The 22,073-nt window shown below is 67.3% G+C and carries 18 protein-coding genes; 8 read left to right on the plus strand and 10 right to left on the minus strand.

What is annotated here, in order from left to right:
• Positions 1-6: 6 nt before the first annotated feature.
• The 4 genes from MJO58_RS06125 (at position 7) to MJO58_RS06140 (ending at position 4,525) form a co-directional block, all read left to right on the plus strand.
• On the plus strand, positions 7-1,176 hold the full coding sequence (locus MJO58_RS06125; protein ID WP_090600709.1) for an acyl-CoA dehydrogenase: 1,170 nt from the start codon (positions 7-9) through the stop codon (positions 1,174-1,176).
• Positions 1,177-1,320: 144 nt separating this feature from the next.
• On the plus strand, positions 1,321-2,505 hold the full coding sequence (locus MJO58_RS06130; RefSeq protein ID WP_090600710.1) for a PP2C family protein-serine/threonine phosphatase: 1,185 nt from the start codon (positions 1,321-1,323) through the stop codon (positions 2,503-2,505).
• A complete protein-coding gene (locus tag MJO58_RS06135; protein ID WP_239722295.1) occupies positions 2,502-4,088 on the plus strand; it encodes a sensor histidine kinase in 1,587 nt (528 codons plus the stop codon). The genes MJO58_RS06130 and MJO58_RS06135 overlap by 4 nt, the downstream gene beginning before the upstream one ends.
• Complete coding sequence (locus tag MJO58_RS06140; RefSeq protein ID WP_090600712.1) at positions 4,085-4,525, plus strand: response regulator; 441 nt, start codon at positions 4,085-4,087, stop codon at positions 4,523-4,525. Before MJO58_RS06135 ends, MJO58_RS06140 begins: the two co-directional genes overlap by 4 nt.
• Here the strand turns inward: MJO58_RS06140 and MJO58_RS06145 are convergent.
• The 3 genes from MJO58_RS06145 to MJO58_RS06155 form a co-directional block, all read right to left on the minus strand.
• A complete protein-coding gene (locus MJO58_RS06145) occupies positions 4,464-6,746 on the minus strand; it encodes a SulP family inorganic anion transporter (protein ID WP_239722296.1) in 2,283 nt (760 codons plus the stop codon). The two genes, MJO58_RS06140 and MJO58_RS06145, sit on opposite strands and share 62 nt — an antisense overlap.
• Positions 6,747-7,056: 310 nt before the next feature.
• Complete coding sequence (locus tag MJO58_RS06150) at positions 7,057-8,244, minus strand: CaiB/BaiF CoA transferase family protein (RefSeq protein WP_239722297.1); 1,188 nt, start codon at positions 8,242-8,244, stop codon at positions 7,057-7,059.
• Positions 8,245-8,259: 15 nt separating this feature from the next.
• Positions 8,260-9,183, minus strand: coding sequence for a class I SAM-dependent methyltransferase (locus MJO58_RS06155; protein ID WP_090600715.1), 924 nt, complete (start codon positions 9,181-9,183; stop codon positions 8,260-8,262).
• A 104-nt stretch (positions 9,184-9,287) separates the two neighbouring features.
• Between MJO58_RS06155 and MJO58_RS06160 the strand changes: the two genes are divergently transcribed.
• Positions 9,288-10,946, plus strand: coding sequence for an AMP-binding protein (locus MJO58_RS06160; RefSeq protein ID WP_239722298.1), 1,659 nt, complete (start codon positions 9,288-9,290; stop codon positions 10,944-10,946).
• Here the strand turns inward: MJO58_RS06160 and MJO58_RS06165 are convergent.
• The 5 genes from MJO58_RS06165 to MJO58_RS06185 all read right to left on the minus strand — a co-directional run bounded on the left by MJO58_RS06165 (position 10,897) and on the right by MJO58_RS06185 (position 16,966).
• Positions 10,897-12,039 carry a PPE family protein gene (locus MJO58_RS06165; protein ID WP_239722299.1) on the minus strand — a complete coding sequence of 381 codons (1,143 nt, stop codon included), beginning with the start codon at positions 12,037-12,039 and terminating at the stop codon, positions 10,897-10,899. The genes MJO58_RS06160 and MJO58_RS06165 overlap by 50 nt on opposite strands.
• A gap of 119 nt (positions 12,040-12,158) precedes the next feature.
• Complete coding sequence (gene ctpC / locus MJO58_RS06170; RefSeq protein ID WP_239722300.1) at positions 12,159-14,354, minus strand: manganese-exporting P-type ATPase CtpC; 2,196 nt, start codon at positions 14,352-14,354, stop codon at positions 12,159-12,161.
• Positions 14,355-14,363: 9 nt separating this feature from the next.
• Positions 14,364-14,645: a DUF1490 family protein gene (locus MJO58_RS06175; protein WP_090600719.1), complete on the minus strand. Its 282-nt coding sequence runs from the start codon at positions 14,643-14,645 to the stop codon at positions 14,364-14,366.
• Positions 14,646-14,792: 147 nt separating this feature from the next.
• Positions 14,793-15,512: a TIGR03089 family protein gene (locus tag MJO58_RS06180; RefSeq protein WP_217493105.1), complete on the minus strand. Its 720-nt coding sequence runs from the start codon at positions 15,510-15,512 to the stop codon at positions 14,793-14,795.
• Complete coding sequence (locus tag MJO58_RS06185) at positions 15,500-16,966, minus strand: LCP family protein (RefSeq protein ID WP_434086310.1); 1,467 nt, start codon at positions 16,964-16,966, stop codon at positions 15,500-15,502. The genes MJO58_RS06180 and MJO58_RS06185 overlap by 13 nt, the downstream gene beginning before the upstream one ends.
• An 84-nt stretch (positions 16,967-17,050) precedes the next feature.
• On the opposite strand from MJO58_RS06185, the gene rfbD reads away from it, so the two are divergent.
• From rfbD to manB, 3 genes are read left to right on the plus strand one after another with little or no spacing between them, the layout of a single operon-like run.
• Positions 17,051-17,968 carry a dTDP-4-dehydrorhamnose reductase gene (gene rfbD, locus MJO58_RS06190; protein WP_239722302.1) on the plus strand — a complete coding sequence of 306 codons (918 nt, stop codon included), beginning with the start codon at positions 17,051-17,053 and terminating at the stop codon, positions 17,966-17,968.
• On the plus strand, positions 17,961-18,857 hold the full coding sequence (locus MJO58_RS06195) for a glycosyltransferase family 2 protein (RefSeq protein ID WP_090600722.1): 897 nt from the start codon (positions 17,961-17,963) through the stop codon (positions 18,855-18,857). The genes rfbD and MJO58_RS06195 overlap by 8 nt, the downstream gene beginning before the upstream one ends.
• A gap of 1 nt (position 18,858) precedes the next feature.
• Positions 18,859-19,938 carry a mannose-1-phosphate guanylyltransferase gene (gene manB / locus MJO58_RS06200; RefSeq protein ID WP_090600723.1) on the plus strand — a complete coding sequence of 360 codons (1,080 nt, stop codon included), beginning with the start codon at positions 18,859-18,861 and terminating at the stop codon, positions 19,936-19,938.
• Positions 19,939-19,943: 5 nt separating this feature from the next.
• On the opposite strand, the gene MJO58_RS06205 is transcribed toward manB, so the two are convergent.
• Positions 19,944-20,483, minus strand: coding sequence for an NUDIX hydrolase (locus MJO58_RS06205; protein WP_090608523.1), 540 nt, complete (start codon positions 20,481-20,483; stop codon positions 19,944-19,946).
• Entirely contained in the window at positions 20,480-22,069 is a 1,590-nt protein-coding gene (locus MJO58_RS06210; RefSeq protein ID WP_239722303.1) for a class I SAM-dependent methyltransferase, read from the minus strand. Before MJO58_RS06210 ends, MJO58_RS06205 begins: the two co-directional genes overlap by 4 nt.
• Positions 22,070-22,073: the final 4 nt, after the last annotated feature.

Genomic DNA, 22,073 nt, shown 5'->3' on the forward strand with positions numbered 1-22,073 from the left:
TTCACGATGGCTGGATGGGCCGGACACCCCGACTTCGATCTGTTCCAATTGCCCGAGGAGCACCGGGAGTTACGGGCAGCGATTCGGGCGCTGGCAGAAAAGGAAATCGCTCCGCACGCCGCGGACGTGGATGAGAATGCCCGCTTCCCGCAGGAGGCGCTGGACGCGCTGAACGCCTCGGGCTTCAACGCCGTGCACGTGCCCGAGGAGTACGGCGGCCAGGGCGCGGACTCCGTGGCGGCCTGCATCGTGATCGAAGAGGTCGCCCGGGTCGACGCGTCGGCGTCGCTGATCCCGGCGGTGAACAAGCTCGGCACGATGGGCCTGATCCTGCGCGGCTCGGACGAACTGAAGAAGCAGGTCTTGCCGTCGATCGCCGACGGCACCGCGATGGCGTCCTACGCCCTGAGCGAGCGTGAAGCCGGCAGCGACGCCGCCTCGATGCGCACCCGCGCCAAGGCCGACGGGGACGACTGGATTCTCAACGGCGCGAAGTGCTGGATCACCAACGGCGGCAAGTCAACCTGGTACACCGTGATGGCGGTGACCGATCCCGACAAGGGCGCCAACGGTATCTCGTCGTTCATGGTGCACAAGGACGACGAGGGGTTCACCGTCGGACCGAAGGAGCGCAAGCTCGGCATCAAGGGCTCACCGACCACCGAGCTCTACTTCGAGAACTGCCGCATCCCCGGCGACCGGATCATCGGCGAGCCCGGTACCGGCTTCAAGACGGCGCTGGCCACCTTGGACCACACCCGCCCGACCATCGGCGCTCAGGCCGTCGGTATCGCGCAGGGCGCGGTGGACGCGGCCATCGCATACACCAAGGACCGCAAGCAGTTCGGCGAGTCGATCAGCAGCTTCCAGGGTGTGCAGTTCATGCTGGCCGACATGGCGATGAAGGTGGAGGCCGCTCGGCTGATGGTCTACAGCGCGGCCGCGCGGGCCGAGCGTGGCGAGTCGAATCTGGGCTTCATCTCGGCGGCGTCGAAATGCTTTGCCTCTGACGTCGCGATGGAGGTCACCACCGACGCGGTGCAGCTGTTCGGCGGCGCCGGCTACACCATCGACTTTCCCGTCGAGCGGATGATGCGCGACGCCAAAATCACCCAGATCTATGAGGGCACCAACCAGATTCAGCGCGTGGTCATGTCACGGGCGCTGCTGCGCTGACCGTTTTCCGGGACCCCGTGCCCACAAACTCAGGTTGCCTAATAGGATCGTGCGCTACAACCAAGCTCAGCGTGCGCCGTTCGGAGGGTAGCGGCCACGCGTAGCGCCAAATGAGCAGGGTACGACTGCGGCAAGGGGTGCGAAATGCTGAGCCCAGTCACCCCGGCGGCGCACTGGCAGACCTTGTCGCTGCTCCTGGTCGAAGACGATCGCGCCGACGCGGTGCTGGTCGAAGACCTGATTTCCAGCGCGGTCGACGACATCCGCGTGACCTGGGCGCAGTCGATGGCACACGCCGAGCGTGAGCTGGCATCGGCCCGGCCGGACTGCGTACTGCTGGATCTACATCTGCCCGACGCTAGCGGTATCGAGGCCCTGGACCGCATCGCCAAACGTGACGCGACGGTGCCGATCGTGGTGCTGACCGGTTTGAACGACGAATTCTTCGGCGCCTCCGCGGTCGCGGCCGGGGCACAGGATTATCTGGTCAAGGGCCGGGTGGAACCCGAAATGCTGCGCCGTGCGCTGCTTTACGCGATCGAGCGCAAGCGGGTTGAGATCATCGCCGCGGACCTGCACGCGACTCAGCTCCGAGCCCGCGAGAACGCTTTGCTGGAACGCGGCCTGTTGCCGTCGCCGTTGCTGCTGGACAACCCGGGTGTCGAGATCGTCGCCCGGTACCGGCCGAGTCGGGTAGACGCACTGCTGTGCGGTGACTTCTACGACGTCGTGCAGACACCGGACCGGGTTGTGCACGTCTTGATCGGGGATGTCGCCGGACACGGGCCCGACGAGGCCGCCCTGGGCGCGGCGTTGCGAATCGCTTGGCGCGCCCTCACGTTCGCGGGCGTGCGCGCCGCCGAATCGATGCGCCAGCTGGAGCGCGTGCTGCAGGCCGAACGGGCCGGCAGCGGCATCTTCGCGACGGTGCTGTCCCTAGAGATCGCGCCCGACACCCCGAGCATCACCTGTATCCGGGCCGGGCATCCGGGTATGTTGCGCCAAGGCGCCGCGCCGGTGGAATGGATCGAGCCGCCGGCCGGGCCGGCGCTGGGACTGCGCGCCGACGACTGGCCGCAGTCCGAGCTGGAATTGCCGGTGGGGCAGGGGCTCTTGCTGCTCACCGACGGCCTCTTCGAGGGATATTCCGGAACCGGCAACGAGCGACTGGGGGAGGATGGCTTGCTTGCACTGGCGCGTACTCACGACAACTTGCCCGGTTCGGCTTTCGTCGACGCGCTGATCGACGGTGCCGAGGAGCTCGCCCAGCCGCGCGGTGGTCTCACCGATGACATCGCCGTGGTGCGGGTAGAGCGGACGGCGACATGATCACCAACGCGCACCCGCCGGCGCAGCTGACCGTGCGCGGTTGGCTGTTCCTCGTCTTGTTGAGCATGGGCTTGCTGGTGCTCGCCGGCGCCGCAGCGGGCGCGGCGCTGCTGAATCGCACCGACGAGGTGTCGCGCGGCCTGACCGACCAGATTCAGCCCGCGCGCCGGGCCGCCCTGCAGCTGCAGGCAGCATTGCGCGACCAGGAAACCGGCGTGCGTGGCTATGCGATCGCCGCCGACCGGCAGTTCCTCACGCCTTACTACGACGGGCAACACGCCGAACAGGCGGCGGCCGAGGAAGCCCGGCGGCTGCTCGGTCAGCGCGTGGACCTGATCAACGATTTGGACGCCGTCGAGCGGGCCGCCGCCAATTGGCGGGCCAGCTCTGCCGAGCCGCTGATCGCGAGCGTGGTCCCCACCGCCCCCGACGTGGTCAACAGCAGGATGGCGGATCGGGGCAAAGCCGAATTCGACCATTTGCGTGCACTTTTCGAAACGCAGAATACCGATCTCGCCGCGGCGGCCGCGCAGGCTACTGACGAATTGAACGACATCAGGGCCTGGCGGGACCGCGTGTTGGCCGCGGTGGTGCTGGTTTTTTTCGGCCTGGCAATTACGTTGGGGGTGCTGACCCGCAGTGCTATCACCCTACCGCTGGCGGCGCTGGCCGCGTCATGCCGGCGGATCACCGAGGGTAGCTTTACCGAGACCATCTCAGTCCCGCAGCGGCCCAAGGATATTCGGGACATGGCCATTGACGTCGAGAACATGCGCCAGCGAATCGTTTCGGCACTGGACACCTCGCGGGCGGCCGAGGCGCGATTGGACGAGCAGGCAATCGAATTGAAGCGATCCAATGCCGAACTCGAGCAGTTCGCCTATGTCGCCTCGCACGATCTGCAGGAGCCGCTGCGCAAGGTCGCCTCGTTTTGTCAGTTGCTCGAGAAGCGGTACGGCGATCAGCTCGACGAGCGCGGGATCGAATACATCAACTATGCGGTTGACGGTGCCAAGCGGATGCAGGTGCTGATCAACGATCTGTTGAGCTTCTCCAGAGTCGGCCGGGTCGGTGGCAAGCAAACCGAGGTCGACCTGGACGTGACGCTGGACGCGGCCGTGTCCAACCTCGCCACCGCCATCGAGGAGTCGAACACCGAGATTGTGCGCCCGGCCCAGCCGCTGCCACAGGTCCTCGGAGATCCGACACTGCTGACGATGTTGTGGCAGAACCTGATTGGCAATGCGATCAAGTTCCGTCACGTCGATCGGTCGCCCCGGATCGTCATCGACTGCCAACTGCGCCCGGATACTCACCAATGGCTGCTGACCGTGTCGGACAACGGCATCGGCATCGCCGAGGAGTTCACCGAAAAGGTGTTCGTGATCTTCCAGCGGCTGCACGGCCGCGAGGTATACCCGGGAACGGGTGTGGGCCTGGCACTGGTGAAGAAGATCGTCGAATACCACGACGGCGCAGTCCGGATCGATACGGCCTACACCGACGGAACCCGATTCGAGTTCACGCTCCCCGCTGTCGTGGACGTGCAACGCCCAGCCGCACTGGAAGGAACGCGCCAATGACACCCGCCAGCAGAGCAATCGAGATCCTGCTCGTCGAAGACGACCCGGGAGACGAACTCATTACGCGGGAGGCATTGGAGCACAACAAGTTTCAGAATCGACTGCACGTCGCGCACGACGGTGAAGAAGGGCTCGACTTTCTCTACAAGCGCGGTCGGTTCGAGGGCGCGCCGCGACCGGACCTCATCCTGCTGGATCTGAATCTGCCCAAGTACGACGGCCGCCAGTTGCTGGAGAAGGTGAAGTCCGACGCGGATCTCGCGCGTATCCCGATCGTGGTGCTCACCACTTCCTCGGCGGAGGAAGACATCCTGCGCAGCTACAAGCTGCATGCCAACGCCTATGTCGCAAAGCCGGTCGACCTCGACCAATTCATCAGTGCGGTAAGGCAGATCGATGAGTTCTTCCTGCAGGTTGTTCGTCTGCCGGGCGTGTAGCGGGGGGTTCTTCGCGGCACACGATGCCGCGCGGCGTCACCTCGTACACCCGGGTGGTCGCGATGTCGAAGAAGATGCCGACCACCTGGATATCGCCGACCGTGACCGGGGTCGCCAAGATCGGATGGCGGATCAGTCTTTCCAGCTGAATGGCAACGTTGACGATGCTCAGCTGGTCGATCTCCGAGTACCCGTTGGCCGCGGCGCTGGCGCGTGCCGGATGGTGATCCCGGTAGGCGGCCAGACTGTCGCCGGCGTATTGCAGCCACTGGGCCATCGGGGTCGCGGAGTGACCGGCGTTGTCGTCGAGCAGCACCTTCATCGCTGCGCACGACGAGTGCCCGCAGATGACAACCGAACGCACGCCCAACTGACTGGCCGCGAATTCGATTGCGGCGTCGACCGATCGGTCGTCGGAGTCGGCCGGCACCAGGTTGCCGAAGTTGCGGACGGTATACAGGTCGCCGGGGCCGCTGGCGGTGATGACGTTCGGCAGGATCCGGGAATCGGCGCAGGTGAGGAATAGCGCATACGGGTCCTGGGCGCCGCCGAGCCCCGCGATGTGCTGGTGCAAGACGGCCGAGCCGTTGCGGTGGTACTCATCGACGCGGTCGAGAATGGAGGCTTCGCCATTGTTTTCGTGATTCGCCGACCGCCACGGCACTAGCCCGATCGGGGGGGACGCGAAGTGCCGCTTCGGTGGGCGCGCGTGCGCGTTCTGCAGTTTCGGGCCGGTCGTCTCCACGATCACCACCACTCCGCCGCGCGCTTCGTGCGTGCGTTGCCAATCCTCGATCGTTTCGGATACGGAGTCGTCGATGTAGTCCGCGTTCAGGTTCAGCGTCACCTCGGTGCCCTGCGGCACCGACGCGAGCGCCTTGGTCAGGCGGGGCAGCAGCAGGAAGCTCAGCGTGCCGTCGATATCGATGCGCCACTGCTTGGACTGCTCACCGCCGACCGGCTGCACCGCGACCGGTGCGCGGGTCACCCTGACCAGTAGGAAGCCGATGGCGACGGCGAGCCCGATGAGCACACCTTCGAGCAGGTTCAGGAACACCACCGACAGAATGGTGATGGCGTACACTGCGAAATTGCCTGTGCGCCAAGCTAGTTTGATGTGAGCTAGCTTGATCAGCTGGGCGCCGACCACGATTAGCAGTCCGGCCAGCGCGGCCTTTGGGATGAGTTCCACCAGGTCGGTGAACAGCGAGGCGAACAGCAGGATCCACACGCCGTGCAGCACGGCCGACATCCGGGTGCGGGCGCCCGCGGCCGCGTTGGCCGAACTACGCACGATGACACCGGTAATCGGCAATCCGCCAAGCAATCCGGATACCACGTTCGCGCTGCCCTGCCCGATGATCTCCTTGTCGAAGTTCGTGCGTGGGCCGTTGTGCAGTTTGTCGACACCGACCGCGCACAGCAGCGATTCCACACTGGCGATCAGGGCGATCGTCAGGACACCGATGACGATGTCCTCGGTCTCGTCCAGCCACGGCTTGCCGTTCGGGGTCGCTCCCGAGATATGAGGCAGGTTGAGTGCGTCGAAGAAGTTGCCCGACAGGGAGATTCGATCGGTATCCAGCCCCGCCGCGATCGCCAGCGCGGTGGCAGCGACGATGGCGACCAGTGGGGCGGGGATCATCCGAATTTTGGCGGGCAGCCGCGACCAGACCAACAAGATCGCGATGACCGTTGCGCCGGTGATCACCTCATGCAGTTCGTGATGCAGAATCCCGTTGGGCAACGCCACGAGATTCTGCCAAGCAGAGCTGTGTGACGATCCCCCCATCAGTACGTGAATCTGCTGCAAAATGATCGTGATACCGATGCCCGCCAGCATCGCGTGCACGACCACCGGAGCAATAGCCAGCGCGGCGCGTGCCAGCCGGCTCAGCCCGAACGCGATCTGCAGCGCACCCGCGCCGATCGTCATCAGGCACAACATCGGGAAGCCGAAGTCGTCGATCAGTCCGGCGACCACGACGGTGAGGCCCGCGGCCGGGCCACTGACCTGGACCGACGACCCGCCGAAAGTGCCGGCGACGATGCCGCCCACCACCGCGGCGATCAAGCCGGCGGCGAGCGGGGCCCCGGAGGCGATCGCGATGCCCAGCGAAAGTGGCAGGGCCACAAGGAAGACGACGAGCGATGCGGGAACGTCGTGGCGCAGATTCTTCAGAAGTGACCCGGATCTGGCCGTTTCGACAAGCGCATTCATACGACTCCTCCAACGGTTAGAAGTCGGCAAGCGGCCGGTCCGCTACCCCGAAGCTGACGACTCTTTATGACCGGTAGAACGTCGTGTGTCAATCATGCGCCCACCGGCCCTGGCAACCAAGGCAAGTCAGATAAGCGGACGACAAGACGTCGTGCCGCCTGCGGCTAGTTCGTATGAGGAAGCCTTCCGCGACTGCCCGATCACCGTGCTAAACGCCGACGGATTCATCGACAACTCAAAGAAACCCAGGTGTCCCTGCTTTGACAACGAGTCGTTTCATCGGCGATTCAAAGAAAGCCGGTGCGCGAAATCAGGACTCGGCCAGAAACATGTCGTTGTGCTGGCCCGGCGCGGGTGGGGGATCGGTGGCTGCCGCGTCGAAGCTGGAGTAGCGGGCCGGAGTGCGGATCACCGTGATTTCATCGTCACCATTGCCGACCGTGAGAGCGAGTTCGTTTTCGGCGAACATCGGGGTGCCGACGACCTGCTTCCAGGTGTAGGCCAGGCAGGCCATCAAGCCGCCTTCTTGCAGCAGCTCAACCCATTCGGCGGCGGTCCTGGTGGCCAGCGCCGACTCGAGTTCCTCGGTCAACTCGGGGTAGTTCATCGCGCGGGAGCGCTGGTCGATGAACCGTTCGTCGTCCAACATGTCGGGCCGGCCGATGATCTCGCACAGCTTCGCCCAGTGCTTGGGCACGTACGCGCTGATCACCAGGTACCCGTCCGCGGCCTTGAAGGCATCCGACGGCTGGGTGGCGAAGCCAACGCCCTTGCGTTTCTTGGCAGTTGGCGCCGCTTCCGGCTTCGGCTTGGGCGTCTCGGCAGGCTTGTTCAGGTGAATCGTGAGCTGGCTGGCCTGCATACCGACCGCGACGTCGTACATCGCCACCCGGACCACGTCTGCCACACCGTGCCGCTCGCGGTTGAGCAGCGCGGCCAGCACCGCCTGCGCCAGCACGTGGCCGCTGGCCGCGTCGACGAGCTGGAACGGAATGATCTGTGGTTTGCCGCTCGGCGTGGGCATTCCGGTGGTCATGCCCGACTCCGCGGCGACCATCAGGTCGACGCCCGGCCGGCTGCCCTGCGGGCCGTTGCCGCCATAGGCGGACAAACGTGCGTAGATGAGCTTCGGGTTGCGCGCTTGTAACTCGTTGGGGCCCAGCCCCATACGCTCCATCACCCCGGGCCGGAACCCCTCGAGTACGACATCGGCGGTGTCGACCAGTCGCAAGATCTGTTGTTTGGCTTCGTCGTTGGTCAGGTCCACCGCCACCGACTTCTTGCCCCGGTTGTGCGGCCAGAACAGCGTGGGCAGCGGCGGCCGGCCGGGCAGCACCGCGACGATCTGCCGGGCCGCTTCGCCGTGGGGCGCCTCGACCTTGATCACCTCGGCGCCGAGGTCGGCCATGATCTGTCCAGCCAGCGGCCCGGCGATGTTCTGCGTGAAATCGAGAACCCGGTATCCGTCAAGTGGCTTGGGCGGCTGGCTGTTTGGCATCGTGGGGCCTTCCTCTTACCCGGCCTGGTGCAAGACTGCGGTGCAGTAGTAATTCTTGGCGAACGGCGCGTCGTCACCATCGGGCTGCTGCGGTAATCCGTTGTCGGCCAACAACTGATTCAGTGGGGTGCGCACCGGCTGCCAGCCGCGATCGGCCAGATACGTGGCCGCATCGTTGCGTTCGCCGGGGAAACCCAGATCGCCGAGCACGACGTCGAGCCCGTGGTCCCGCCACCGCTGGCTGGCGCCGTTCAACGCGTTCTGATTGCAGCCGGTGTTCAGAAACACCTCGGCCACCAGCCGGCTGCCGTCGGCGGACAGCGCGGTGATGTTGTCCAGCAAGCGATCCTGGGCGTCGGGCGGCAGGAAGCCGAGGAGGCCTTCTGCGGCCCACGCGGCGGGTTGGCCGGTATCGAATCCGGCCCGCTTCAGCGCCGACGGCCAATCGTGGCGCAGGTCGACCGCGACGGCCCGGACCTCGGCGGTGGGCTTGGCACCGAGCGCTTCGATCGTGGTGGTCTTGAACTCGATGACTTCCGGCTGATCGATCTCGAACACCGTCGTTCCCGGAGCCCAGGCCAGTCGGTATCCGCGCGCGTCCAGACCGGAGGCCAGGATGACGACCTGGCGGATGCCGGCGGCTTCGTCTTGCTGGGCGTCGGCGAAGAACGCATCGATGTAGCGCGTGCGCGCCGCCAGCAGGTCGGTCATCCGCTGCATGCCCCACGGCGCGCCGGGCTCGTCGACGTCGGCCGCGTCGAGCTCGGCGTTGGCCCAGCGGGTGAAGAAGTCGACGCCGACCGCGCGCACCAGCGGCTCGGCGAACCGGTCGTCGATCAGCTCGTCCTTGGTGGCCCGGGCCCGTCCGGCGGCCACCATGGTGGCGGTGGCTCCCACGCTCGTCGCCAGGTCCCAGGTGTCGTCGTCGCTGCGTGCCATGGTTAGACACAATAACTACGAGCGCTCCGGCGGTGACCAAAGACCTCGGGCGCAGTGGCATTGCGCCCTTATCGACGCCCGCCCGCCCGGGCAGCATCCATGTCATGATCAAACGCCTCGGGCTGGAAGCCCGGTCGCTGTGGTGGTACGCGCGATCTGGCGGACTCAGGTTGATTCCGCCGAGTGCGATGGTGCCGATGCTGCGTGCGGTCGAACGCTACGGCCTGCTGGGGGCGGCAACGGCGATCACCGCCGGGCGAGACCCCAAGGGGTTGGCGCTGATCGACGAGCACGGTCCGCTCAGTTTCGGCGACCTGGACAGGCGAACCAACGCATTGGCCAACGAGTGGCGTCGCCTGGGCCTCGGCCCGGGCACTAGCGTGGCCATCCTGGTGGGCAACCACCGCGGCTTTTTGGAAGCGGTCTTTTCCGCCGGCAAATGCGGCGCGAGCATCCTGCTGCTCAACACCGGCTTCGGCAGCGTGCAGCTCGCCGAGATGGTGGCTCGCGAGGGCGCCGACCTGCTGGTGTACGACGAGGAGTACGCCACCGTCGTCGCGGGCGTGCACCCCAGGCTGGGCCGGCTGCGCGCGTGGGCGGAAACGCCCGCGGCCGACACGCTCGAGGGGCTGATCGAACGCGGCGACCCCGCTGCGCCGCCGCGTTCCGGCGGCCGTCCCAAGATCGTCATCTCGACCAGCGGGACGACGGGCGTCCCCAAGGGCGCGGTACGTTCGGAACCCTACTCGCTGATCCCGGTCGGCGGCCTTCTCGGCAAAGTACCCTTCCGGGGCCGCGAGGTCACCGAATGCTGTGTGCCGCTGTTTCATTCGAATGGATTCAGCCAGGCGATGTACGCGACGGTGCTGGGCTCGACGTTGGTGCTGCGCCGCCACTTCGATCCCGAGCGGACCGTGGCGAGCGTGGCCGCACATCGTGCCAGTGCCATGGTCGTCGTTCCCACGATGCTGCGGCGCATCCTCGATCTGGGCCCGGCGGCGCTGGCCGAACACGATCTGTCGTCGCTGCGCATCGTGTTCATCGGCGGCTCCCAGCTGGGCGCCGCGCTGGCCACCCGTGCGCTTGAGGCATTCGGCCCCGTGGTCTACAACATGTACGGCTCGACCGAGGTCGCCTACGCGACCATCGCCACGCCCGCCGATCTGGCCGCCGAGCCGGGCTGCGTCGGTTCGGTGGCGCCCGGGTCGGTCGTCAAGGTCTACACCGACGATGGGCAGGAAGCACCCGTGGGAACGACGGGGCGGATTTTCGTCGGCAACATCCTGGCCTTCGAGGGATACAGCACCGGCGGCCAAAGGGAGTCCATCGAGGGCCTGATATCGACCGGCGACGTCGGTCATTTCGACCGGGCCGGCAGGCTGTTCGTCGACGGGCGCGACGACGAGATGATCGTCTCCGGCGGGGAGAACGTGTACCCGGGCGAGGTCGAGGATGCGCTCGAACACCACCCCGACATTGCGGACGTCGCGGTGATCGGCGTCGACGATGAGGAGTTCGGCCAGCGCCTGCGCGCCTACATCGTGCTGCGGCCGGGCGCGTCGCTGACCGAGCGTGACGTCCAGCAATATATCCGAAACCGGTTGGCGCGCTTCAAAATTCCGCGTGATGTGCTGTTCGTCGACGAGCTGCCCCGCAACGCGGGCGGAAAGGTGCTCAAGCGCATGCTGAACACGCAGCGAGGGCCCGCTTCGTCTAGCCGGCCGAAAGACCCTCGGCCCATTGAATCAGTCCCTCGACGTTGAGCTGCGGTTGAATTCCCGCGGTTCCGGCCAGGCCAGGCGAGGCGGCCAACGGCGCCGCCGCCACCGCGCCGGACGTACCCGAGGCGGCGGCGATGGGGGTGACTGGGGTGACGACGGCTGGCGCCGTAAAGACGGTGCCGGAATTGATGGTGACGACCGAGCCGCCCGCGTCGACGGTGGCCGTCACCAGGGTGCCGGCGATAAGGCCCTGGCCCGGGACGGTGATGGTGCCGGCGCTGTTCGCTGTGAGTTGGACGGTGCCTTGCAGGATCGTGATGGTGGTATTGGCCACAAATGCGTTGGGGCCGGCCGAAAAGACGAAGGTGTTGCCGTTGGGGAGGACATATGTCGCATCAGCGAGGACACGTATGGTTGCACCTTGGGCAACGATGACGGGGTAACCCGCGGTGACGTTGACGGTGACGCCGGGTTGGAGGACCGCCCCACCGGGCGCCACGTTGAGTATGTCGCCCGCCGGAACTTCCACGGACGAGGCAAGCTGCGCCGCCGATTGGGCGGTATCGCCGGCTGCCCGGGCCACCGCATTGGCCTGATCCTCTTGTCCCGTCGGGTCGGTGGTCTGCTGGGGTTCCTCGAAAGGTTCCAGCGCGCTGGCCGTTTCGGCCGCGGCAGCATAGCCGTACATGGCGCTGGCATCCTGGACCCACATCTGCATGTACTCGGCTTCGGTGGCCGCGATCGCCGGGGTGTTCTGGCCAAGCACGTTGGTGGCGACCAGTGCCGTGAGCCGCAGGCGGTTCTCCGCGACCACTGGTGGGGGCACGGTCATCCCGTACGCAGCCTCGTAGGCTGTCGCGGCCGAATAAGCCTGGGCGGCAGCCTTTGCGGCCCGGGTGGCGCTGAGTTGTAGCCACGCGACGTGGCGGCTGGCCGCGGCGGCCATCCGCGCCGACGACGGGCCAATCCACCGCGCAGCTAGCCCCGAGATCTGCGACGAGCAGCCGCTGGCGGCGGACTCCAGCTGGGCGGCTATCGCGTCCCAGCTCGCGGCGGCGGCCAGCATCGGCCCCGCCCCCGGCCCGGTGTACATCAGCCCGGAGTTGACCTCCGGCGGCAGCAATCCGAAGTCCATATCGTGTCCCGTTTAGTTAAGCGCGACGATTTGCTGGGCAGATTAACGCGTGCGTAAATAGATTCGCGTAAACGCTTAGTGAAACCAGGATTAAGTTCGGCAACCAGCGCCGGAAGGCCTTAGTCGAGGCGGTAGCGGATCAGGCGAGAACTGTTGGCCACCACGGCAACCGACGACGCGTTGTGCAGAATCGCGGCCAGCACCGGGGACAGCGCCCCGCCGGCGCCGATGATCAGCCCGGCGGCGTTGACGGCGATCGACATGCCGTAGTTCTCCCGGATCACATCGACCGCGCGGGCGCCCAAATCGCGGACGTCGAGTAGGCGATGCAGATCGTCGTTGGCCAGCGCCACGTCGGCGGTTTCGACGGCGACGTCGGTTCCGGCCAGCCCCATGGCGATCCCGATGTCGGCGGCTGCCAGCGCCGGAGCATCGTTGATACCATCGCCCACCATGCCGACGATGTAGCCCTCGCCCTGCAGCTCGCGCACCACCTCGAGCTTGTCCTCGGGCATCACCTCGGCGCGCCACTCGTCGATGCCCAGCTCGCCGGCGACCACCTCGGCGATGTCCGGGTGGTCGCCGGTGAGCATCACGATGCGGCGAATCCCGTTAGCCCGCAGCTTGTTCAGCACCTCGGCAGCCTCGGGCCGGACTTCGTCACGCAGGCTGATCAGCCCGACCAGGGTGCCGTCCACCGCCAGTAGCAGCGGGGTCTCGGCCTCGCGGCGCAGCTTGTCGACCCACTCCTTGGCCTTCTTGGACACCTTGACCTGCTCGGCCTGCAGCAGCGACGGGCTGCCCAGCAGCAGGGTGCGGCCGTCGGCCCAGGTCCGCATGCCCAGGCCGACCAGCACCTCGCACTCCTCGTGCGGCGGGATGCTGATGTGACGCTCCTCGGTGGAGCGGATGACAGCCTCGGCCAGCGGATGCCGCGAGTGGATCTCGGAGCTGGCCGCATACGCCAGCACCTGCTCTGGCTCCCAATCCTTGTGCATGGCAACGATATTCGTGACTACCGGACGTCCGACGGTGAGGGTCCCGGTCTTGTCGAACACGATCGCGTCGATCCGACCCGCCTGCTCGAGGTGCGATCCGCCCTTGATCAGGATGCCGCGGCGCGCGCCGTTGCCGATCGCCGCGCTGATCGCTGTCGGGGTGGCCAGGCCCACCGCACAGGGGCAGGCGACCAACAGCATGGTCATCGCGCGCCGGACGTCTCCGGTGATCGCCAGCGTGATCGCCGAGACGATGAACGAGGTGGGAACGAACCGGCGCGAGAAGTTTTCGCCGACCGTCTGGATCGGGGCCCGGTCGTGCTGCGCCTCCTCGACGCGACTGATGATGCGCCCGATCGTGGTCTGGTTGCCGACGGCCTGCGCGCGTACCACCACGCGTCCGCGCACCACGACGGACCCGGCGTGCACGTGGGTGCCCACACCGACGCTCACGGGCAGGTTCTCCCCGGTGATCGCGGATTGGTTGACGATGGCCTCGCCGTCGACCACTTCGCCGTCCACCGGGATCGCGACGTGGTCGTGCACCACCACCTCGTCGCCGATCTCGACGCTGTCGATCGGCACCTGGATCTCGGTCCAGGGGCTCGGGCTCCCGGACGGCGCCGCGATCCGGATCCACGCCGTGTCCTGGCTGCCGCGCAGCAGTTCCGAAATGGCCCGCCGGGTCCGCCGCAATGTCAGATCTTGTAGGTACTCACCGATATTCAGCAACCACAGCACGGTCAGCGCGACCACGTTCTCGCGCAGGATCAAGCTCGCGACGGTCGCGGCCGAGACCAGCGCATCGGTGCCGGCCTTACCGGATCGCAGCGAGCGCAGCGCACCGCGCAGGAATGGGTAGCCGGTGAAGATCGTGACGCCGGAGGCGACCACCCGCCCGCTCGGGCCGAGCAGTGGGGGCCGGGCGAAAGCGTAGCGGCGCACGCCGAGTAAGCCCAGGGCCAGACCGCCGATCACCATGCGCAGCACATCGGAATTGCGGACTTCCGAGGAATGTGGCTCCCGTGCCGGAATCAGTTCGGCGGCAACATGTTCGGCGCTGCCGATGGCGGCCATGACGTCGGTGACGGCACAGTGGCGGGGTGAATACCAGACGACTACCGAACCGGTGCGCGGGTAGGCGTGCACGGCGCGGACGCCGGTCTGCTTGGCCACGGCCTCTTCGACCGCGACGGCTCGCCGAGCGCAGCAGCGCACCCACGGGACCGAAACCCGCATGCGGCCGGCTGCATCCGAAAGTACTTCGAGGGAGGGGCCTTTGGCGGTTGCGATGTCTTCAACGAGCGCGAGACTCATGGCGAGCGATCAGTGGTCGTGATCGTGGGTGTCGCCAAGGGAAGGGGTAGGCGCCTCCTCGCCGATGCGCTCGCGGGCCTCGGCCATCACGTCGGCGAGTTTGAGTCGTGCCGACTCCGCGGCCGTCTCGGCTTTGCGGGTGCCGCGCAGTCCGAGTTCGGCGGTCGCCACGGCGGTCTGGTGCAGCGGCGCCTTGGCCACCGCCTTGCGGACCACCTCATAAGCCGTCACGCCGACCAGGCCGGTGAATACCGTTCCCGCCGCCTTCGCCAGTAGCCCGTATGCCGCCATGCCGGTTCCTTCCCGTCGCCGCCTCGTTAATGACAACGATTATCAGATAGTTATCGCGGTGGCGACATAAACAGCGAAGTTGTCGCGCCGTCCACTTCATGCTGGCATGAAATTAACATATATGTATTGCGATATCAACATGTGTTGTCAGAGGATGCGGGTGATCTTCTCGGTCTCGACGCGGCGCTGCAGCGCCGCCGGATCCGGGTTGGCGACCTGCACCAACGAGGCGCCGATGGACATGACGGCCAGCAGGCCGTCGACCAACTCGGTGGGGCCCGGCCACGAGGCGGTGGAAAGCACCCGATCCTTGGCCATCAAACCCCTTGTCGCCGCAGAGCTTTCACAGTCGGCCAGGACTTCTTCGACGGACCGGCCGGCCAGCGCGGGGCCGGGATGGCGTTCGGCGACGATCTGGTCGCCGTGCACCCGCACCGCGGTGGCGTAATCGGTGACGCCGATCGGCAGGTCCGGCGCCGGGCGGCCGAACGGATCCAGCGACAACACTGCGACCTCGCCGCCGGGCTCGACCGCCGCGTCGGCCTCGTCGAGCCGTTCGGTGGTGCACAGTGCCAGGTCGCCCGGCCCGTCGAGAACCGCCTCGGCGCCGATCCACCACACCCCGAACAGCACCGCCGCGGTCTGCCAATGCGCCGGCAGCAAGATCGCCACCCGGCTGTGCGGGCCCGCGCCCAACTCGTCGCGTAATAGGTTGCCGGTCTTGGCCGCCCAGTTGGCCAGGGTCACCGCGGACAACTCGATGCGCTCGCCGGTCGCGTCGTCGTAATAGGTGATGCGCGGACCGACGGGGTCGGCGGCCAGCATCGGATCGAGGATTGCCCCGGATAGCGTGGTCAGTTGATGCACTCCGGCTTGTCGCTGCCGGCCGTCAGGATCGGTGAGGGCGCAGGAACATTCGGATCGGTGGCCGACTGGTTCGTCACTCGTGCCGGTGCTGTCGTACCGCCCGACAGGCCCGAGCCCGGTCCGGTGTAGTCGTTGGCCAGCACCACCCGGACCGATCCCGGCGCCAGCGACGCATCGGGGACCACAGGCAACCCGCCCAGCTCCTTGGAGACTTCCTGGGCGCCCATGTCGTCGGGCTTGTTGGCGCGCACCTGGCTGGATTTGACGTGGCTGCCGTCGTTGTTGCCCGCCGCGCCGGTGGTAAATCCCTTGGAGCTCAACACATCTGACACCGCAGCCGCCAGTCCGTTGATGTCGGTGTCGTTGACGACGGTGGCGGTGGTCTTGGCGGGAGTGTAGGCCAGTTGCTCGGTTTTGCCCTGATCCTGGTCGTGCAACAGGCTGGCGACCCAGTCCTGAACCTGGTGCGGGTCCACCCGGACCACGCTCTGCATGCCGTCGTCGCTCCAGCCGGCCCCGTCGAGCACCGGGATGGTGGCGAAGGCGACGTTACCGCCGGCCAGCTTCTGCAGCTGCTGCACGAAATCCATCACGTCCCAGCCCTGGGAGATCACCACCGAGCGCTGCACGGCGGCCTCCAGCTTCTTCAGCGTGCTGGGGCTCGACAACGTCTGGCCGGAGATCACCCGGTGGGCCAGCGACGCCATCACGACCTGCTGGCGCACCACCCGGTCGAGGTCACCGCGCGGCAGGTCGTGGCGCTGACGCACGAAGCTGAGCGCCTCGGCCCCGTCCAGCTTCTGCGGACCGGCCGGGAAGTCTGCACCTGAAAGCGGTTCGTATACAGCATCTTTGAGACACACGTTGACGCCGCCGAGCGCATCGGTGATCAAAGCGAAGCCCAGCAGCCCGATCTCGGCGTAGTGGTCGACGGTGACACCGGTGAGGTCGGCGACGGTCTTGATCAAGGCCTCGCGGCCGGCCTCGGTTCCCTGAACGGCGGCGTCCTCGGCCGAATCGCCGGCCTTGACCAGGTTGGTCCGCTTGGCTTCCCGGGTTTGGCCGTAGACCCCGTTGATCTTCGTCTTGCCCAGACCGGGCGCTACCACATAGGAGTCGCGCGGAATCGAGATCGCGGTGGCCGACTTCCCGTTGTTCGGTATCCGGACCAGGATGATGGTGTCGGTGTTGGTGGCTTCCTCGTCACCGGCTTTCAGCGTCGCCAGCTCATCGGGAGTCAACGGGTTGCCGTGCGCGTCGGTGCGGCTGTCCAGGCCGACCAGCAGGATGTCGATCGCGCCGTCGTCGCCGCCCTTACCTAGCGACGGCGCCGACATGTGGAAGATGCCGTCTTCGAATGCCCGGACGTTGTTCCACGCCACGCCCGTGCCGAGAACGACGGCGACGGCTAGCACAGTGGCAACAACACGAACCACACGCTGCACAAGCATCACACTAGGTTACTTGCGACACAGTCGCTTCTCGGGTAGCCAGCAGCGGCGTGGCCCGTCCTTTCCGGGACATGCCAGACTCGAACCATGTCGGGCAGGATCGTCGTCACCGGAGCCGGTGGACAGCTGGGCGGTTGTTTGGCGGCCCTCGGCGCTGACCAGGGACGCAACGTGCTGGCACTGACGTCCGCGCAGTGGGACATCACCGACCCGGCCGCCGCCGAGGCGATCGTGACAGGCGGCGATGTCGTCATCAATTGCGCCGCCTACACCGATGTCGACGGCGCCGAGAGCGACGAAGCGCGGGCGTACGCGGTCAATGAGGCCGCGCCGGCGCACATCGCGCGGGCCTGCGCGCGGGCCGGCGCCCGGCTGATCCACGTCTCGACCGACTTCGTTTTCGCCGGTGATTACGCCGATCCCCATCCGTTCGAACCCAGCGACGAGACCACGCCGCGCGGCGTCTACGCATGCAGCAAGCGCGCCGGCGAGGTGGCCGTGCTGGCGGCGCTGCCGGAGCCTTCCCAGTGCACGGTGGTCCGCACCGCCTGGGTCTACACCGGCGGCACCGGCAAGGACTTCGTCGCGGTCATGCGCAGGCTCGCGGCCGGTGAGGGCCCGATCAAGGTCGTCGACGACCAGGTCGGCTCGCCCACCTACGTTGCCGACTTGGCCGCCGCACTGCTCCAGATCGCCGACGACCGCGTGCCCGGGCCGATCCTGCACGCCGCCAACGAGGGCGCCGTCTCGCGATTCGGCTTGGCCCGCGCGGTGTTCGAGGAGTGTGGCGCCGACCCCGACCGGGTGAACCCGGTCAGCACCGCCGATTTTCCCCGTCCCGCGCCCCGCCCGACCTACTCCGCGTTGTCGAGCCGGCAGTCCGCGGCGGCGGGCATGACGCCGCTACGGCCCTGGCGCCCTGCGCTTGTCGCCGCGCTGGCCGCGCGCACCTCGTCAGAGGGGCCGGTCCCGGCGCAACGACCGATAATCTCTACGCGTGACTGACGTCCTGCCGGTCGTGACGGTGACCTATTCGCCGGGCCACCACCTCGAACGTTTTCTGGCTTCGCTGTCGCTGGCCACCGAGCGTCCGGTCAGCGTTCTGATGGCCGACAACGGGTCCACCGATGGCGCCCCGCAGGCGGCGGTCCAGCGCTATCCGAATGTGCGGCTGTTCAGCACCGGAGGCAATCTCGGGTATGGCACCGCGGTCAACCGTGCGATCGAGTACCTGTCCGAGCGCGGGGAGATCGACGACTGGGTGCTGGTGGCCAACCCGGACGTGCAGTGGGGCCCGAACAGCATCGACGCGCTGCTGGAGGCGGCCACCCGCTGGCCGCAGGCCGGCGCGCTGGGCCCGCTGATCCACGATCCCGACGGCTCGGTGTATCCGTCGGCGCGCCACCTGCCCAGCCTGATCCGCGGCGGCATGCACGCGGTGATCGGGCCATTCTGGAAGCGCAACCCCTGGACGGCGGCCTACCGCCAGGAGCGGCTCGAGCCCAGCGAACGTCCGGTGGGCTGGCTCTCGGGATCGTGTCTGCTGCTGCGCCGTTCGGCCTACGGTCAGATCGGCGGGTTCGACGAGCGCTACTTCATGTATATGGAGGACGTCGACCTCGGCGACCGGCTCGGCAAGGCCGGCTGGCTCAACGTCTACGTGCCGTCCGCCGAAGTGCTGCACCATAAGGGCCATTCCACCGGGGACGATCCGGCCAGCCACCTCGCGGCCCATCACCGCAGCACCTATATCTTTCTGGCAGACCGGCATACCGGTTGGTGGCTGGCTCCGCTGCGCTGGGTGTTGCGGGCCTCGTTGGCGCTGCGCTCGGCTCTGATGGTGCGCAGCTCGCGCCGGCAGCGCTCGGAGAAGTCGGCAGAAAGGCGGCACTGAGTTGGCGATTGCCGGAGTGGATGCGGTGATTCTGGTCGGCGGCAAGGGCACTCGCCTGCGGCCGCTGACGTTGTCGGCGCCCAAGCCGATGCTGCCGACGGCCGGGGTGCCGTTTCTCACCCACATGTTGTCGCGCATCGCCGCGGCGGGTGTCGAGCACGTCATCCTGAGCACCTCTTACAAGGCCGGGGTGTTCGAAGCGGAGTTCGGTGACGGGTCAGAGCTGGGTCTGGAGATCGAGTACGTCACCGAAGAGGAGCCGCTGGGCACCGGCGGCGGCATCGCCAACATCGCGGACAAGTTGCGCCACGACACCGCGCTGATCTTCAACGGCGATGTGCTCTCCGGCGCCGACCTCGGCCAGCTGGTGGAATCGCACCGGGCCAACCAGGCCGACGTGACGTTGCACCTGGTGCGGGTGGGTGATCCGCGTGCCTTCGGTTGCGTGCCGACCGACGAGAACGACCGCGTCTTGGCTTTTCTGGAGAAGACCGAGGATCCGCCGACCGATCAGATCAACGCCGGCACCTACGTTTTCGAGCGCGAGATCATCGACCGGATTCCGCGCGGGCGGCCGGTGTCGGTCGAGCGCGAGGTGTTCCCAGCGTTGTTGTCGGACCCTGACGTCAAGGTCTGCGGCTATGTCGACGCCACCTACTGGCGAGACATGGGCACCCCGGACGACTTCGTCCGCGGATCGTCGGACCTGGTGCGCGGCATCGTCACGTCCCCCGCGCTGCACGGTCATCACGGCGAGAAGCTGGTGCACGAAGGCGCGGCGGTGTCGCCCGGTGCGGTGCTGATCGGTGGCACGGTCGTCGGGCGCGGCGCCGAGATCGGTCCGGGCGTGCGGCTGGACGGCGCGGTGATCTTCGACGGCGTCAAGATCGAGGCGGGCAGCGTGGTCGAGCGCTCGATCGTCGGCTTCGGGGCCCGCATCGGTCCGCGGGCGCTGATCCGCGACGGGGTGATCGGCGACGGCGCCGACATCGGTGCGCGCTGCGAGCTGTTGCGCGGCGCCCGGGTCTGGCCCGGCGTGTCGATTCCCGACGGCGGGATCCGCTACTCCAGCGACGTCTGAGCGGGTCACCGTGCCTGAGTCGCGCGCGAAACCAGGTGCGCGAGGGCGTAATCCGTGCCGGGTGGCAGCGCGTCGGCCGGCCACCACCGCAAGTCGTCGGATTCCTCGCTGATCGCGATCTGCGCACCCGGCGGCGCGTGGGCGACGAATTGCAGGTCCAGATGCCGGGTCGGGATACCCAGCGAGCAGGTGACCGGGTGGACGTGAATCGCGGCCAGCTCCGGTGCGATACGCAGGTCGGGCACGCCGGATTCCTCGACGGCTTCGCGCAGCGCCGCGGCCACAATGTCGGCGTCGTCGTCGTCGCAGTGGCCCCCGAGCTGGACCCAGCGGCCTAACCGGGGATGCAGGGTCAGCAGCACCCGGGTGCCGGTGTCGTCGACCACGATCGCCGACGCCGTGACGTGGCCGGCTTCGCACTCGCGGCGGCAGGCGTCGGGACGGCCGTACGCGAAGGCCAGCACCGCGTGCCGCAGCGAGTCCTGCGTCGGGTCGGGTGCCCGCCAGTCGGTGAGCACCGAGATAGCCGAATCGCGGACGCTCACCGGGTGCCGCGCCTGGCCCGGCGGTCGCGCAGCGTGTGCCACGCCGCTCGGCACTGCGCGACGACATCGGGCGACCAGCCGAGGCCGTCGATCAGGACGTGACGATCGACGGCGTCGAGTGCCTTCTCGATTTCGTTGGCCTTCAGCAGCAGATCCACATCCGCGGCCAGTTCGGCGCCGGCCAGCGCCGGGGCGGGAATGGGCAGCTGCTCGGCTTCGGTCGGCTCCAGTTCCAAGATGCCTCCACCGTAACTACGTCCCATGATCTCGGCGAAAGCGAACGTCGCGCTGTTGTGGAACACCGCCGCGAACGCCGTTGGGTCCGCCCGGCTTCCGGGGGAGCCCACCAGCCGCACCCGGTGCACGGTGTCGGTGCTGGTCGCCGCGGCGGCGTTGACGGTCAGCCGCGGGGCCAGGTGAATCTGGCGCAGCAGGAACAGATCGGGGACCCACAGCGACGGGGTTCGCCACCACGGCGCACGGATCGAGCACTTATAGCCGAGGTGAACCCCGGCGGCCTCACCGGCGTCGATGTGCACGGTCAGCGCCGGATCGGCGGGCTCCGCCGGGGCGTCGAGCAGCCAGGTCCGCTGGCCGGCCGCGATATCGCTTGCCCGGCAATCGGTGTCGTAGACCAGACCGCACAGCTGGCTGCTGCGCGAGACGAGCGGGACGCAGTGCGGTTGCAGGCCCAGCTCGCGGGCCTGTGCGTCGGTGAAGGTGAAGAAGCTGTTGCGGCCGGTGACGATGCCGACGTCGACGTCGGCGATGGCCCCGAGCCGCGTCATCGTGTCGGACTGGTTGAGCGTGCGCAGCAGCCCGATCGCGGCGGGGTCCAAGAAATACTTGGTCCACTTCTCCTTCTCGTGCAGCAGCGCGGGCGCGGCTTCGCCGTCGAGGTCCGCGTGCGCGAGCGCGTCGGCATCGGCCAGCTGGATCGTGCGAATTCGCGCGGGCCCCGCACCGGCCACCCCGCAGAACAACACCACTTCCTGCAGAATGCCGTCGAAAACCAGGCGTGCAAATGTGACCAGAGTGATTTCGCGGTAACGCGCGAGCAGAAATTCGCGCAATTGTGCGGCATAGCTGACTTGCAGCAATTCGGCGGGCAATACCAAACCCACCCGCCCGCCGTCGCGCACCATTACCGTGCTCGCGACGACGAAAGGGACCCAGGCATTGGTCAGCCTGCTGGGGCGCAGCCCCTCCCGCCGCATCAGCTCCAGCGCTGGCTCTCGTTGCTCGGGCGCCCAGTTGCCGAATCGGACGTAGGGCGGATTGCCCGCCACCCCGTCCCAGCCGGTCGCCTCGAATTCGGCGACCCAGCCGAACAGATTCGCGGTGTCGACCGGAGCGAATCGTCGTGCCTTGAGCGCCTCTTGTGGCACGAGTTCCACGCCCCGCACTTGCGAACTGAGCGCGGCCAGTTCGCGCAGGATCCGGCCGTCGCCGCACGCGGGTTCGAGGATCCGGGGTCCGGCCTCGCGCACCCAGCGGGCCAGAAACCGCGCCACCGACGCCGGCGTGTAATAGCCGCCGCGAACCTTGTCGGCCGACGCGGCCGCCTTGCCCGCGAACGTCTTCACCCGG

Origin of the sequence: Mycobacterium lentiflavum (genome assembly GCF_022374895.2) — a bacterium.
Lineage (GTDB): Bacteria > Actinomycetota > Actinomycetes > Mycobacteriales > Mycobacteriaceae > Mycobacterium > Mycobacterium lentiflavum.